14 protein-coding genes are annotated in these 16,237 nt (G+C 36.7%); 2 read left to right on the top strand and 12 right to left on the bottom strand.

The features are described 5' to 3' along the window. Positions 1-52: 52 nt before the first annotated feature. On the bottom strand, positions 53-1,885 hold the full coding sequence (locus tag BK579_RS07355) for an ABC transporter ATP-binding protein (protein WP_078544577.1): 1,833 nt from the start codon (positions 1,883-1,885) through the stop codon (positions 53-55). A gap of 515 nt (positions 1,886-2,400) precedes the next feature. Between BK579_RS07355 and BK579_RS07350 the strand changes: the two genes are divergently transcribed. Then, complete coding sequence (locus tag BK579_RS07350) at positions 2,401-3,720, top strand: alkaline phosphatase (RefSeq protein WP_235848366.1); 1,320 nt, start codon at positions 2,401-2,403, stop codon at positions 3,718-3,720. 46 nt (positions 3,721-3,766) lie between these two features. On the opposite strand, the gene BK579_RS07345 is transcribed toward BK579_RS07350, so the two are convergent. The 7 genes from BK579_RS07345 to BK579_RS07310 all read right to left on the bottom strand — a co-directional run bounded on the left by BK579_RS07345 (position 3,767) and on the right by BK579_RS07310 (position 12,770). Continuing rightward, on the bottom strand, positions 3,767-4,876 hold the full coding sequence (locus BK579_RS07345) for an amidase domain-containing protein (protein ID WP_169891087.1): 1,110 nt from the start codon (positions 4,874-4,876) through the stop codon (positions 3,767-3,769). Between the two features lie 243 nt (positions 4,877-5,119). Then, positions 5,120-6,604 (bottom strand): arabinosylfuranosidase ArfA, encoded by a 1,485-nt coding sequence (gene arfA / locus BK579_RS07335; RefSeq protein WP_169891266.1) that lies wholly within the window; start codon positions 6,602-6,604, stop codon positions 5,120-5,122. Positions 6,605-6,731: 127 nt separating this feature from the next. Next, positions 6,732-8,072 carry an ABC transporter substrate-binding protein gene (locus tag BK579_RS07330; RefSeq protein WP_078550447.1) on the bottom strand — a complete coding sequence of 447 codons (1,341 nt, stop codon included), beginning with the start codon at positions 8,070-8,072 and terminating at the stop codon, positions 6,732-6,734. 153 nt (positions 8,073-8,225) lie between these two features. Continuing rightward, the gene (locus BK579_RS07325; protein WP_078544573.1) at positions 8,226-9,065 is read right to left on the bottom strand and encodes a carbohydrate ABC transporter permease; all 840 of its coding nucleotides are present in this window, start codon (positions 9,063-9,065) and stop codon (positions 8,226-8,228) included. Beyond that, on the bottom strand, positions 9,066-10,022 hold the full coding sequence (locus BK579_RS07320; RefSeq protein WP_078544572.1) for a carbohydrate ABC transporter permease: 957 nt from the start codon (positions 10,020-10,022) through the stop codon (positions 9,066-9,068). Between the two features lie 599 nt (positions 10,023-10,621). Beyond that, positions 10,622-11,749 carry a GntR family transcriptional regulator gene (locus BK579_RS07315; protein WP_078544571.1) on the bottom strand — a complete coding sequence of 376 codons (1,128 nt, stop codon included), beginning with the start codon at positions 11,747-11,749 and terminating at the stop codon, positions 10,622-10,624. Between the two features lie 253 nt (positions 11,750-12,002). After that, positions 12,003-12,770, bottom strand: a complete 768-nt coding sequence (locus BK579_RS07310; RefSeq protein WP_078544570.1) for a MurR/RpiR family transcriptional regulator — start codon at positions 12,768-12,770, stop codon at positions 12,003-12,005. A 207-nt stretch (positions 12,771-12,977) separates the two neighbouring features. Between BK579_RS07310 and BK579_RS07305 the strand changes: the two genes are divergently transcribed. Next, positions 12,978-14,447, top strand: coding sequence for a glycoside hydrolase family 1 protein (locus tag BK579_RS07305; protein ID WP_078544569.1), 1,470 nt, complete (start codon positions 12,978-12,980; stop codon positions 14,445-14,447). 73 nt (positions 14,448-14,520) lie between these two features. On the opposite strand, the gene BK579_RS26705 is transcribed toward BK579_RS07305, so the two are convergent. The 4 genes from BK579_RS26705 to BK579_RS07295 all read right to left on the bottom strand — a co-directional run bounded on the left by BK579_RS26705 (position 14,521) and on the right by BK579_RS07295 (position 16,229). After that, positions 14,521-14,643: a hypothetical protein gene (locus tag BK579_RS26705; protein WP_268876459.1), complete on the bottom strand. Its 123-nt coding sequence runs from the start codon at positions 14,641-14,643 to the stop codon at positions 14,521-14,523. Between the two features lie 505 nt (positions 14,644-15,148). Continuing rightward, positions 15,149-15,322, bottom strand: a complete 174-nt coding sequence (locus BK579_RS26055; RefSeq protein WP_204524692.1) for a hypothetical protein — start codon at positions 15,320-15,322, stop codon at positions 15,149-15,151. A 135-nt stretch (positions 15,323-15,457) separates the two neighbouring features. After that, entirely contained in the window at positions 15,458-15,955 is a 498-nt protein-coding gene (locus BK579_RS07300) for a glycine/sarcosine/betaine reductase selenoprotein B family protein (RefSeq protein ID WP_078544568.1), read from the bottom strand. Further along, positions 15,939-16,229 (bottom strand): hypothetical protein, encoded by a 291-nt coding sequence (locus BK579_RS07295; RefSeq protein ID WP_078544567.1) that lies wholly within the window; start codon positions 16,227-16,229, stop codon positions 15,939-15,941. The genes BK579_RS07300 and BK579_RS07295 overlap by 17 nt, the downstream gene beginning before the upstream one ends. Between the last annotated feature and the right edge of the window lie 8 nt (positions 16,230-16,237).

Here is a 16,237-nt window from a genome sequence, read left to right as displayed (position 1 = left end):
TGGCCATCATTGATATTTTTATATTGGTTTTCTGGTTGCTTGCTACTAATACTTATCCCCTCTTCCTCTTTATTTTTATGATTCTCTCATTTTGTTTGGAAGGAGTACTTACATTCATATCAAGACCAGTAGTTTGCTGGATATGCATCTTCTTATATATGCCATCCTTCTTGATGAGCGTTTGATGATTGCCTTGTTCAACAATCTGTCCCTTTTCAAGAACGATGATATGATCACAATCTTGAATCGTTGAAATTCGGTGACTAATAATAATCGTCGTTCTACCCTTCATCTCTTCATTCAGAGCTTCAAGGATCGTCTTTTCTGTTTTTGAATCAACAGCAGACAGACTATCATCAAAAATCATGATTGGTGACTTTTTAATCATGGCACGAGCAATGCTTACCCTTTGCCTTTGCCCTCCGGATAATGATAAACCACGTTCTCCGAGTTTCGTTTCAAACTGATGTGTGAGTTCTGAAATGTCATGGTAAACATGAGCTTGTTTGGCCGCTCGATGTACTTGGTTATCTTGATAAGGCTTTGGATCAAAACCGATATTATTCTTAATCGTCGTTGAGAAAAGGAAATTTTCTTGCGGTACATACCCCACATTGGTTCTCAATGTTTTTAATGGGATGTCTCGAATGTCAACAGAATCAATAAAGATTGATTCTCTTGGAGGATTATAAACTCTTAACAACAAATTCACGAGTGTCGATTTTCCACTACCGATTTTTCCAACGATGGCTAAGCTTGAACCTGTAGGAATCGATAGATTGATATTTTTTAATACCTCTTCATCACTTGAAGGATACTTAAATGAAAGATTTTTTATAGTGATTTCACCTTGAATCCGTGAAATCGGGATCACTCCCTCTTCGTCTTTTATCGTTGGCTCTGTTGTAAGCACTTCGTATAGACGAATATCCGCTGCTTTCCCTTGCTGTAAGAGATTAATCACCTTCCCCAGGTTTTCAATGGGACCCACTAAAAGGGAGAGATATGTATTAAAAGCAACGAATTCGCCTAAAGTGATTGACCCCTTCATCACTAGAATTGATCCTAAAACAATTGAGATAAGGTAACTAAGTCCGACAATTCCTTGACTTAAAGAACTGAAAAGAGAGTTTGACTGAATTAACTTCTTATTCGCCTCAACATTATGCTGATTGTCATCTGTAAACTTGTTCATTTCTTCTTTTTCTTGGACATAGGTTTTGATAATACGTATGCCTGAACAAAACTCTTGTACCCTACTTGTTAACGTTCCAATTGCTTCTTGGACCTTATTGGAATGTGATCTAATTTTAATTCTGAACTTATAAGCGAGATACGTTAAGGCAGGTAGTGGTATCATTACAAACAACGTCAAAAATGCATCGATTGTTCCTGCCATCATGAGCACTGTAATCGAGATTAGTACGACCGATTCAACCGTTTGAAAGACACCTTGCATCCCAACTTGCCGGAGAAGATTTACATCATTAACTGCATGTGCCATAAGATTACCTGTACGCTGGCGTTCATAATACTCCGCAGGTAGCGTTTCCCAATGTGCAAATAATCGTTCACGCATGTTTTTTTCTAGCAATCTCGATAGTCTGAAAATATAAATACGTCCTGTTGAACGAAAGATAAAAATGCCGACTCCTACAACCGTCATCCATATCGCTAATTCCCAAATCATAGATGTCGAAATCGATAAATCTTGAAGACCATCTGTAAAAAGCTCTAATAATTTTGGAATCACTAACTGAAGAATCAAGGAGATAGACAATAATGTCGTCCCGAGTAAATATCCCCATCTATACTGAAACAAATGTTGTTGAAACAAAGAAGCATGTTGACCATTCCTGTTTTTCTTTTTAGCTGCTCTACCCAAACAAACCCTCCTTCGGAAGCATTGGGACGGTTCTCGTGCTTCCTTTTTTTAGCCGTATGTATAGAGTAGTGTAAATTCTTACAATTAACCATGGATTTCCATATCATTTTATATGGATTATTTTGCTATATTAAGAAAAGAAAATCGTTGTTTTAGCCAATAACTTTCTTCTAGTCATTCATTGGTTTTCATATACAATTTAGGTAAATATTATGGTATAAGTGTAGTGTTGTTGACTGTGTTTTAGCATTTTTTAATTGAAGATGATGTGATGTTGTTTAACGAAGTGAACGATTTTCAGACTGATTTGTTCGTATTATAATTGTACACCCTCCTGGGACCGTTCTCGCACTTCTATTTTTTCTAAACGGAATCATAAGGACGGTTATCAGGCTTCTTTTTACTAGACGGAAGCACTAGAACCGTCCCCACGCTTCCTTTTTTTGTAAAAATAAATAATTTTTATTGGAAGATACTATTTGTTGAACCATAATCAAACAAATAGGAGTGATAACATGACAACGAAATCATTGAGAAAGTGGATGACCTTTGTATTACTTCAAATCATACTAGTGGGGTCCATTTTTGCAACACAGCAACCTATTACTTTTGCAAAAGACAAATCAAACCAAATGGCTCAAGGTGTAGCCAAGAATGTCATCTTTTTAATTCCCGACGGATTCTCTTCTTCTTATGCTACGAATTACAGATGGTTTAAAGGTGACATGTCGATGATGGATCCTTACTTGGTTGGAATGCATCGTACATATTCTGCAAATACAGAAGTGACTGATTCAGCAGCAGCAGGGACTGCAATGGCTACAGGTGTAAAAACGAATAATGGAATGATTAGTACTGCTCCAGATGGTACACCTGTTAAAACCATTCTAGAAGCAGCAGAAGAGCATGGAAAATCAACAGGCTTAGTAGCAACTTCAACAATCACCCATGCCACACCAGCTGTTTTTGCTTCACATGTTGCTTCTAGAGCAGCGGAAAGTGATATTGCACCACAGTACTTTGAAACCGGAGTTGATGTCCTCTTAGGAGGAGGAAAACAGTTTTTCCCTGATACCTTAATTAGTGATGCTCAAGCTAAAGGGTATGAATATGTTACGGATCGAGATAGTTTAAGTGCCGTAAATAACACAACGAAGTTACTTGGTCTGTTTGCAGAATCAAGTTTGGCACCTGAGCTTGATCGTGAAACAACCAATCAACCTAGCTTAGCTGAAATGACAACAAAAGCAATTGAAGTACTAAATCAAGATAAAGATGGATTCTTTTTAATGGTCGAAGGGAGCCAAATTGACTGGGCAGGACATGGCCATGATGCTGCATGGGCGATGAATGATACGAAAGCATTTGAAGATGCAGTAACGGAAGCATTAAATTTTGCCCAAACTGATAAAAACACACTTGTTGTTATTGCTGGCGATCATGATACTGGCGGAATGTCTGTTGGTGGCTATGATGTGTACGATGCAAATGTTGAATTTCTTCATAATGTAACTGCAACAGGCCAGTATATGGCAAGACAAATTAATGCCGAAAAAACAAACATTGCTGAGGTCGTTAAAGAATATACAGGTATTGATTTAACATCTGAGGAAGTAACTACAATCTCTGGAGCGACTAGAATGGATATTGCCATCAATCAAATTGTATCCAAAAACGCATTGGTAGGTTGGACAAGCCTTCAGCATACAGGGGTAGATGTTCAGGTTTATGCATATGGACCAGGCTCTGATTTATTTCGAGGGTTATATGAAAATACAGCTTTCCCAAGTAAAATTGCTGAGGCCCTTAACATTCACTTCACACCAACAAAATAAGATGAAAGAGGTTATCTCAGGAATTATTGAGATAACCTCTTTTAAGTTAATCTTTCATGTAAACAAGCCAAAATCTGGTATAACGATCCCAACCTAAATCCCATGGGGCGTGATAACGATTAGCGGTATGTGAATTGACTAATGGGTTTCCTTTACTATCCTTGGCAACCACTATTGAAAAGTGAACAATGTCATTTTTTTCTTCATATCCAATTAAATCTCCTGGTTGAAGTTCCTTAATTGCTCCAGCAGGGAATTCAGTGGTTGGTTCTGTCACTTCGCTAAAAAGACCAGCCTTTATAAATTCACTATATCCACTTTTTTCTAAAAATCGCATAAAAGAATCTGTATGAGCCCAAGATTTCGTATATCCCCCATGCCGGTAGTACCAATCATCGGTCATAGGCAAACCCCCGCCTTCATCTTGATCTGCCAAGACCTGTGAAGCGAAGCTTGTGCAATCTCCACCCAAATATGTAAAATCGATGTACTTATTATTAAAGCTATTTGCTTTTGAAAAACCCGCATATTTATTTGCGTACTTCACAGCTTTTTCTCTATTATATTTTGTTCCTTCTCCTATCTTAGTTGAGACAGCTTTATCTCGTATGTTTTTTGAGATGAGCAGATACTCATTAGAAGTAACCTTTGGAATCAATCCAGGTTGATCTGCAATTGGATCAGCAAAATAATCACTAACAACAACCCACTTTTCATCCCTTTTTTCTAAAACGATATTATGAAAGGTCCCTAGCTTAAATTCTTCAACATCATATGGAATGTGCTGGTTTTCGTAAATATACTGAATAGTTGAATCATGTTTAAGTCGAACTTTCACTTTGTTTCCAAATTCCTTTTTGTCTAAAATATAAATATGACTATCAGTATCCACTACCTGAATTTCTCGATTCTGAGCAAAACTATTAAGGTATATACTTCTTTGGACCTCTTGCTTATAAGCTCTATCGCTTGAAGTAACTTGGCGGTTGTAAAACGAATCTAACCTTCCCGGATTGAGAGTTAGGAGGTTACTCGTTCTTTCCGAAAAAAGCGTTGATAGGAAAGAATCTAAAGAATTTGTTTCTCCTTCTGCATAGACTGGCTTTGCCAATCCCAAAATCAGATAGATGATTACTACAAATCGAACAAAACTCAAGAAATCACTCACTCCTTTCACCCAAATTTAGTTACCACTTTTAGTGTCTTCAACTTCACTATACTTAATACGGAGAAGCACTGGGACGGTTCTGGCGCTTCCTTTCTCTGCTCGGGAAGTGGGAGCGCTGGGACGGTTCTAGCGCTTCCTTTCTCTGCTCGGGAAGCATGAGAACCGTCCCCCCGCTCCCCTGCTCCCCCCCAAAAAAGAACCCCCATTAAATGGAGGTTCTTTTTTTGACTCTTATTTTGCTAATCGAATCACATTCCATGAAAGCTTTGGTAAATTTGCAGTTAATTGTCCCCCGTCCACTTTGGCATCACCATTGCTATGCGGCTCAACATTAGAACGGTTAAGTTGGTTAGTAGCCTTCACATCACCGTTTTCAAGTACAATGTGTTCAACCACCTTATAACCTTCAAAACTTCTGATATCCGCATCAAGTGCTAATACATCTGTTTGATGGCGGTTCACCGCAAAAATCGTAACCGTGTCATTTTCTTCATCATAAACAGAAACCGTATCAAGATAAGGAACGTCTGTAAAATCCTTACTATCATATTTCGGAGACGATACAATCGAATTTAATGCAACTCCTCGACCTAGCACTGAAGCATGCATATACGGATAAAAGATTGGTTGCTTCCAAGCTTCTCCACCTTTTTCAGTCATAATCGGTGCGATGACATTAACAAGCTGTGCGAGACACGCAATCTTCACTCGATCTGCACGTCTCAATAATGAGATTAACATGCTTCCAACCAGCAGTGCATCCTCGAATGTATAAATATCTTCGAGCTGTGGTGGTGCAATCGACCAATGCTCGATTTTCTTATCAGCTTCATTGGAATGGAACCATACATTCCATTCATCAAAGGATAAGTTCATTGTTTTCTTACTGCGTTTTTTCGCTTTAATATAGTCAGCTGTCGCGATCACAGAATAAATAAATTGGTCCATATCAAGTGATTGAGCGAGATAGTTTCCTAAGTCATTATCCCGATTGCCATAATAAGTATGAAGTGAGATGAAATCAACATGATCATATGTATGCTCAAGTACAGTAGCTTCCCACTCAGCAAATGTTTTCATATGGCGATTAGAGCTTCCACAAGCCACTAACTCAATTGTCGGATCTACCCATCTCATTGCCTTTGCCGTTTCAACTGCTAAACGACCATACTCATCCGCTGTTTTGTGACCAATTTGCCATGGTCCATCCATCTCATTTCCTAAACACCATGTTTTAATCTTATGCGGATCTTTATAACCATGAGAAACACGAAGATCACTCCAGTAGGAACCTGATTTATGGTTACAATATTCTACTAGATTACGAGCAGCATCAATACCACGAGTACCTAGGTTTACTGCCATATTCACTTCAGCATTAATCTTTTTTGCCCAATCCATGAATTCATTTGTACCAATTTCATTTGTTTCAGTGGTTCTCCAAGCTAAGTCTAATCGACGTGGACGATTGGCAACAGGCCCTACTCCATCTTCCCAATTGTATCCTGATACAAAGTTACCACCCGGGTATCTTACTAAAGGAACTTGAATTTGCTTAACTAACTCAATAACATCTGTACGAAACCCTTGCTCATCAGCAGATGGATGCCCTGGCTCGTAAATCCCTTCATATACAGCTCTTCCTAAATGCTCGATAAAAGATCCATATATACGCTTATCAATTTCACCAATCTTGAACTCTTTATCAAGTGTCATTGTTGCTTTAATGGTCAATCAAAACATCTCCCTTTAGTAAAATAAGCTTAAAGTTGCAAGGAAAAGGGTTATCACCCTTAGTAAAGAGCAAGACCCTTTTCCATATTTCAAATCTTCAAAAATTGGATTATTTCATATTTGCTTCAACCGTCTTTTGCGCTTGGTTTAACGCTTCTTCAGGTGTTTGTTTGTTCTCTCTCAAGACATTAATTAATGTGTTTGTATTAAGTTCTGTTGCAACATCTGGCGTGTATTCTGTAATATTTACTGCATTAATCTCGTCTTTAATTTCTAATAATGTATCAAAAATATCTGTTCCAAAGAATTGATAGAACTTGTTATCTTCTCTAACAGCTGGATCTTCCCAAACATCCCAACGTGGAGGATCAAAGCCTAAAACGTTCCAAAGCTTGATATTTGCTTCTTTTGAAAGCTTCGCAAAAGCAAGGAATTCTTTAGCAAGTTCCGGATGCTCTGTTTGATTTGTAACAACCGTACCTGTACCACCCATACCTGCTGAACGCTTTCCGCCTTCTTCCCATGCAGGCAATGGACGTACGACCATTTTACCTTTAAGATCTGTCATGTAATCTGTGAAACGTCCCATATACCACATAGGCATTGCAACGGAAGCAGCAGCGCCTTCATTCATCCAAGCGTAAAATTCTTCAGCATGTGGTGCACCACCAGGCATAATTTCAGCTACCTTGTGCTCATAAATCATGTCATGTAAAAATTTAAGTGTATCAATATTTGCTTGATTATTTAACGTTAAGTTTCCTTCAGCATCGAACCAATCAGAGTCTCGTTGGCTAATCATTTGCCATACTGGTAAATAGTCACCAGTTGGTACACCAGCCATAACAGCATCTGTACTTTCTACAACTTTTTTACCTGCTTCAACATAGTCATCCCACGTTTTAATAGAATCAATATCTACACCAGCAGCATCCATGATTTCCTTATTATAGTACATTACAGATGCACCAACATGTGTAGGCATTCCATAATAATTGCCATCTTTAGCATAAATATCGAAACGTGATTTAATAAAGTTATCAATTTCAGGTTCAACAAATTCGTTCATTGGTAATAATTGTGGTACACCCTGTAAATAGTTAGGGAAGCGACCAATTTCGATGTCTGAAATATCAGGTGCTCCAGTTCCTGATTGTAACGCTAGTAATAAGTTATTATGCATGTTATCGTACGGGAATGTTTCAGCAACTAACTTAATTGGACGATCAGGATTCTGTTCATTCCAACGAATTGCTGCATCTTTAAAGAATTCCATGTGTAACTCAACAAATGTCCAATACTTTAATTCTGTTGCGTTTTCAACATCTCCACCTGTTACTTCTGATTCGGTAGCTTCGTCTCCACTAGCTTCTTCATCACCGCCACCAGCACAAGCCATTAACATCACTGCCATTAATCCGAACAGTATTGCCAGTAAGTTTTTCTTCATTCTCTTTCCCCCTGTTCCATTTTTAAATAAGTTTTGTTTCCAAACACAATTTACCTTTAAACGAATTTTCACCCCCTTAAAGTATGTGATTACACCTAACGGAATGCTTTGAATTAACCCAATCAATTGCTCTAGTAACCTCGTAAAATCTGCTTATCCTTTTACTCCACCAACCGTTAACCCCGAAACAAAGTAGCGTTGGAAGAAGATGAATAGGATAATAATTGGAACAATTGTCATTAATGATCCCGTAATTAAGACATCATAATTATTTCCATATGGTGTTAACATGGTCGCTAATCCAAGTGGTAATGTAAACATTGAATTTGATCTTAATACAATTAATGGCCATAAGAAGTTATTCCAAGCCCCTAAGCCTTGAAGGATTGCCATCGCTGCTAGAGAGGGTGCCATTAACGGGAGCATTATTTTAAAATAGATCCCATATTCACTTGCTCCATCCATTCTTGCAGAATCCATGAGCTCTTTCGGTAATCCAAGTGCATATTGTCTAAAGAAAAACACTGCGATTGGTGCAACGATTGCTGGTAAAATAACCGCAGTATAGGTGTTCACTAACTGCATTTTGATCATCATTTGAAACAATGGCAGCATTAAGATTTCAAAAGGTACCATTAAGATGAACAGAACAAACATAAAGACTAGATTTCTTCCTTTAAAGTCATATAAAGCTAATGCATATCCGACCATGGCAGAGAAAAATAATGACAAAACAATAGTAACAATTGCAATGATCAGACTGTTTCCATACCAACCCCAATATGTTGTTGCCTCTGTAAAGATAAACTTATAGTTATTCAGACTTAACGAGCTTGGATCAAAGACTAAGCTGATTCCATTCCGCATAATCTCAGAAGCAGGTCTAAATGAAGATAGGATTAAGTTTAAGATTGGGAAGAGCGCAATGAATGAAATAATTACGAATGCGATGTTAACGATCCACTTCACTGGTTTAAGCTGTTTTTTGTTCATTTATTGGCCCTCCTTCTTAAATGCTCCAGTAAGAATTAATTGGATAAAACTGACGATAAAGATGATTAACATTAAAACCACACCAATTGCAGCGCCAAAGCCCATATCATTTTGTTGAATACCTTGTTGATATAAGTAACCTACAACTGTTAGACCGATGTTACCCGGGGATCCAGCTTCCCAGAATACAAAGCTTTCTTCAAACATTCTAAACCCTGCAATGACTGAAATCGTACCTACGAAAATCGTAACTGGCTTTAAAAATGGAAGTGTTACATATATAAATTTCTTTAAAGAAGATGCACCATCAATATCTGCTGCTTCGTACAATTCCTTTGGCACATTTTGAAGTGCTGCTAAGAAGTAAAGAATATTTACCCCCATCCATTTCCAAGAACAAAGTAAAACCATTAGGAACATTCCTGACCAAGCATTAAATCTCCAATCGACTGGGGCTATGCCCATCCAGCCTAAAATTTGATTTGCTGTCGCAGTATCCGTTTCACCAAACATTAAGCGGAAAACCATCCCTGAAACAATCGTCGACGCTAATGCTGGCATAAATAGTGATGCACGGAAAAATGTTTTGAATTTAACAATTTTTGAATCTAATAACACCGCTAGTATTATTGGAAAAATAACCAATATTACCACCGTTAGAACTACATATATCGAGGTATTTGAAAGCGCTTTATAAAATGTCGGATTAAACACCCTAGAGTAGTTCCTCATTCCAATAAATTCAATTTGACCTGGTAAAATACTCTGAAAACTCATGATAATTGCTTGTATGGCAGGATATAAAGAAAAAATTAAAAAGGAAATGATAAATGGCGATACGAAAATATAAGGAACAACCTTTTTTGAATTTAAAAACTTAAATAATTTGTTTGGTTCTTTAATGGGTGGTACCGTATACTCTGGGGATGTATTTCTAGACAATGGCGTTTGTGACATAAAAACCCTCCTTAGAAAGACCTTGTATTAACCTTTAATAACATGTGTCCTAATGCAAATTATGCTTTTTCCTTGAGAGTAACTATTATGTTAGCTGCGATATGTAGAGTGTGAAGTTTGCTGTAATTAAATGATGATTGATGAAGTATGTTTCTAGGGTGCATTGCTATGAGCTGTGAAGTTTGCTGTAATTAATTGATGATTGATGAAGTATGTTTCTAGGTTGCATTGCTAGGATGGTAACTTTCTCTTTATCCTTTTAGTGGTTTGAATCATTTAAGTAATTAGGACTATATAAAGTTAGTTTGTACACCTCCAAAGAACTATTTTTGTTAACGCTTTCATTTAACTTCTAAAAAATGATCATTTCAGATTCAAAATGATATACTTATTAACCAGTATATGAATTTTTCACACACATATGTACGAACGTTTCGTTAACTTTTAATATATTTACTTATATTCGTACGTATATGTTGTTAAATTAATTATAAAAGACAGTTTATAATTTTTCAACATAAAATTATTAAAATTTATTAAAATTGCTAATTTTAAAACTATTAAAATAGTATTATCCCAATTCCAAGGGATCTTGTTTTTTATTTATTAATTAAGTTCAAAGACTTTGTAGAACTTCTTACAATCAGCTTGGGTTCTAACACAACTGAAGTAATAGATTTCATTACTTGTCTCCCATTTTCCTTACTTTTTTTATTAACCATATCTACAATCATTTTTGCAGCTAGCTCCCCCATCTGACTTTTAGGGTGTTGAATCGTGGTTAATTTGACTTCTGTTACATTACCCATATATGAATCATCATAGCCAACAAGAGAGATATCATTGGGAATTTGAATTCTTTTTTCGCGAAAGACATCTAAAAACCTTATTGCAAGCTCGTCGTTATAACATACAATTCCTGTTGGTTTATCGCTACTGCTTAGGGCTAACATCTGTTTTAAAGCCTCTATAGGCTTATTAAATCTATCCTTCGAATCATAAGTAACAATACTATTCGAGTGGATTGGAATGTTATAGATTCGATGAGCTTTTATATAGCCCTTCATCCGTTTAACACCTTGAATATCATCCGTTTTAAATATTCCAACCATATTGCGATGCCCTAATTGAATTAAATGCTCCGCTTGCAAGAATCCTCCTTTTTCATCATCCAATGTCACGCTTATTGGCTCTAATTCATTATAGTAAGCATGGAGCATGATATAAGGTATTTTCTTTTGTTCTATACTCAAATAATATTTGATGTTTTGGTTAATCAATGCACTTTTCGTTGGTTCAATAATGATTCCATCAAAATGATTTGTTATTATGCGTTCTAAAATTCTTTTTTCGGTTTCAGGATTATTGTTTGTACTAAATAAACTCACATTATATCCTTGTTCACTCAGGTAAGATTCCGCACCTTTTATAATCGATGGAAAAATATAATCTGATATAAAAGTTACGACTATCGCTATATTCTTTTGTTTTACAATAGTAGAAGGTTCATCCTTAACTATCCCTCGACAAAAAGTTCCCACCCCCTGTTCTCTGTATAGCCAACCTTTATTTACAAGCTCACTTATTGCAATTCGAACCGTATGGCGACTAACTCCATATTGTTTCATCATTTCACTTTCAGAGCAGATTCTCTTATTTTCCTCGTATGTGCCATCAATAATTTTTGACATGATGGCTTGCTTTACAAAGTTGTATTTTGTTGTCATACTACACCCCTTTTCTAGTTACCAAACTTTCTATAAAACTATGTAACTTATTAGAGCTAAGAAGCCTTATCAAAGATATTGAAATTACCTATTAGGCAGGATATCGAAGAAAGCGTTTACAATAAATAGCAAAAAAATAGATGTACTCGTAAGTATGTGATTACTTATATTTCCATCATAATATAATTTGTACGTATATTTCAAGTTAATTTTAGAATATTTAGAAAAGCGCTAGGACGGTTCTCCCGCTTCTTCACTTTTGAAAAGAAGCATCAGAACCGTCCCAGCGCTTCCATCCCTCTCTTGCCAAGCTTTCGAGAATGTATATAACTGGTAGTTGTGTTGTGATATTAATTGGAACGTTTGAAAGCTGTGTTTTTTCTTCGGTCACATAATATGAGATATTTAAGTCAGAGATCCGTGCGAGTGTTGATTGTTTATTATTGGTGATACTAATGATTGTATTTCCTTCTTCCTTTAGCTTGCTCACCTGCTGAACAGTATGTTCTGTTTCTCCTGAGACAGATAAAGCAATGGTGATGCTGTTATTTAAATAGTGTGAATGAATAGGAAAATATGGATCGTTAATATAGAGTGAGAACTTCCCTAGACTTGAGAAGTATCTCGCACCATACTGTGCTAAAATTCCGGAGTTGCCGATTCCAACAAATAATACGTTATCTGCGTTATTAATTACTCTTGCTGCTTCTTTTATTTGTGATTCTAAATTTCCACTTAACGTCCGTTCGATAAATTCGCTAAGAAAATGCTGCATGCTTTTTAGTGGCATTTCTTGATTACTACCTTTTTTAAGATAGAGCTTTAGCTTAACTTTAAATACAGAGAACCCCTCACAATTCAACTTTCGGCAAAAGCGTAATATGGTTGAAGTTGATACATGTGTTTCGTTTGCCAAATCACGGATTCTCATGTAGACAACCTTTTCGCCATTTTTTATTACATAATTGTATAGCGAGTATTCCAATTCATTAAATGTCGCAATTACTTCGCTTGGAAACATCCGCTTTCCTCCTATATTTGTTTTTATGATTGTACACTATTTTCTCCAAACAAAAAAACAATGTGTTTCTTTTATGTAACAAATACCATTCTTTGTTATCTTTGTCTAAATGTTCTTCACATATTTCAACTTTGGTTAAAAATGACTACAATCAGTGGTAAGAGTCACATTAATATCATCCAAGAAATCAGAGGAGGATTTTCACTCATGAATCATATAAAAACAAAATTCCCAGAGAACTTTTTATGGGGAGGGGCAACAGCTGCAAATCAAATCGAAGGTGCTTTTGATGTCGCTGGAAAAGGGCTATCGGTTGATGATGTAATTGAACGAATCAATCCAGAGGAACGTGACAAAGGTCTACACCTTCCATTCCCGTCATCAACTGAAATACGAGAAACTTTAGAGACCGAGGAGCAACGACATTTTCCAAAACGTTATGGTATCGATTTTTACCATCGGTATAAAGAAGACATTGCTCTATTTAAGGAGCTAGGCTTTAAAGCCTTTCGTCTCTCAATTGCTTGGACAAGGATTTTTCCAAATGGAATTGAAGAAAAACCTAATGAAGCAGGCCTTGCTTATTATGATGACTTACTAGACGAGCTGTTGAGAAATGATATTCAGCCTATTGTTACATTGTCTCACTATGAAATGCCACTTCACCTTTCGATGGAATTCGGTGGTTGGGCAAATCGGATAGTTATTGACCACTTTGTCCGTTTTGCGGAAACTGTGTTAGATCGCTACAAAACTAAGGTAAAGTACTGGATTACTTTTAATGAAATCAATTCGATTTTAATGAGTCCATTTATAAGTGGTGGTATTTTAAGAGATCAAGTGAAGGAGGGAAATGTGCTCCAAGCAACATTCCAAGCTGCTCATCATCAGCTTTTAGCAAGTGCACGAGCTGTAGAAGCCTGCCACCGAATTGTCCCCAATGGTCAAATTGGATGTATGGTTCTTGGTATGATTAATTACCCAAACAGTCCTCATCCAGAAGATGTGCTTAGCGCTCTTCAAGATCAGCATAAAACATTTTTCTTTACTGATGTTCAAGTACGTGGGCATTATCCGTCATATATGAACCGTTTCTTTGCAGAACATGGGATTTCGGTTAACAAACAGCCTGAGGATGATGCGATATTAAAAAATAATCTGGTGGACTTTGTATCACTTAGTTATTATATGTCTACAGTGGCTGCACGACCTGAAGTCTCTGGAGAACAGGCAGCTGGGAATATTTTAACAAACATGAAAAATCCATATCTGAAAGCTTCTGACTGGGGCTGGCAAATTGATCCGGTTGGACTACGCACTCTCTTGAATATGTTTTATGAACGCTATGAAATGCCCTTATTTATCGTTGAAAATGGATTGGGTGCATTTGATAAAGTTGAAGAAGATGGTAGGATCCATGATCAATACCGTATTGATTATCTAAAACAACATATTGAACAAATGAAAGAGGCGATTGGTGATGGTGTAGATTTAATCGGATACACCGCTTGGGGGCCGATTGACTTGGTGAGTTTTTCAACCTCTGAAATGTCTAAGCGCTATGGGTTTATTTATGTGGATTTAGATGATGAAGGATATGGAACGCTTGAAAGAAGCCGGAAGGATAGTTTTTATTGGTATAAAGAAGTAATTGCATCAAACGGGGAGAACCTATAAGCCGAATCTCTGAGTTTTCTAATCAAGTAGTGGGACGGCCTCATGGTGAAGCATGAGAACCGTCCCCCCGCTTTTATAGTTGCCAATTCCATAGGCCTAGTTGTTGTAATGCAATGAAAAATAAATAAGCTACCGGAAATGTAATACATGAGTATGTCAGAATATCCATTAACGGACTCCATGCTTTATCTGTCATTATATCAAAATCGTCTTCTTCATCCTCAATTTCTTCATTGTCTTCTTCATCTAACCTAAAAAAGTCATAGAGAGTTCGCTTGATTGTCCCTTCTGGTGGAGGCTTAACCGGCCCTTGTTCTTTTGAAAAATAGCTTTGTTCTTTCCCCTTTATAACGCCTTCCTCAATCTCATCTTGCTTTTATTCTTACTGAAAAAGGAATTAGACAACTGGGTTAACTTTTTGCCGATATTTGACGCCTGTAACTCTTCCTTTTTCTTTTATAAAGGAGTACTAGACCACAAGCTTCAATATATATAAACATAAGCATGTCTAAAAAATGCATTTTCTTTTTTCTCACCCTTGTTTTTCTAGTATAAGTAAATTTGAATGTTGTGGTGTATTCTATTAATTTATAACTAATATATCAGAAAAACGATATTAAAAAACTCTCTGCTTCAAATTTAACAGAGAGTTTTATTAATTTTATCCAAAGGTAGATCCTATTAATCCTATGACTGGAGCGCTAGAACCGTCCCTCTGCTTCCAAAGCTTTTCCTTCTTTTCTTGCTGTTGCCCACTTATATGGAAGTTTACGAATCTCTCCGCTTTCCTTGGCATTTTCCAAGTGATTAAGTGCTTCTAAGATAATATTTTTCTGCAGTTCCTTATGAAAAGGTACCCCGAAATGATGGCCCATCATAAATGGTAAAAATACAGCTCTTGGGGGTTTAATGTATTCCGTTACATCTAAAGCTACTGATAAGGAAACCGTTGGTATGCCCTTCTTTTCTAACGCACGCTGAACTAGCGCGATCGATTGATGACAAATAGGTCATGCAGGTGCTAAAAGGGCAATATCTGCATGTTCTTTTACTACTGCATCAGCAATATTTTCTGCTAAAGTTTCTTCTAGTTTATCAGGGTCCATATTATAGCCAATAAATGAAAAGAAATTTTCAGTTAAACCACCTATTACTCCACCTTCTGCTAGTTCCTGTAATCTTTCAATTGGATAGATCACATTAATATCTCGGTTGGCACCGACTGTTGGATATTTTAATTGGTGGATCTCCAAGTCAGCTGGCTTAGAGCTTGATGGTACTTTTCGATATGTATAATCTCCTATAGGATGAACAGTATCAAAAGGAAGAGTTCCTTTTAATTGGACTCCAGAAGTAGAGATAAATGCTAATTTTGACTCCCGAATAGGCTTCTTTAAAGGTGCTAACGGTATAAAATCATCTTTCTTTATCATAGAACCAGGATATCGTTCATTTACTGTATCCCATAGCCCAGGTCGCAATTGTTCATTTTTAGAGGTTTCCATCATGAATCCAATCCCCCGATCTTTTTAAAAAGTAAAAATGCAAGTGAAAATAAAGATGTGCTAACGTTTCTGCATCCTTCTCCTTCAACGTATCGAAAATAAACTCTCGATCTGTATTTGGTGAATCTAATAGCAATTTAAGAGCTTCTATCCACGACTTATCAATTTCATTACGACCTGCTTGTTCATTCCCATCACCAAAATGAAGACGTACATAACGAATCAGTTTATCATTATCCCCGTTTTTTATGGCTTCTTTTAAATATGGTAAGGACATCTCTACAC

The sequence above is a fragment of the Litchfieldia alkalitelluris genome (assembly GCF_002019645.1).
GTDB classification, from domain to species: Bacteria; Bacillota; Bacilli; order Bacillales; family Bacillaceae_L; genus Litchfieldia; species Litchfieldia alkalitelluris.
This window is presented reverse-complemented; position numbering and strand designations above follow the sequence as displayed.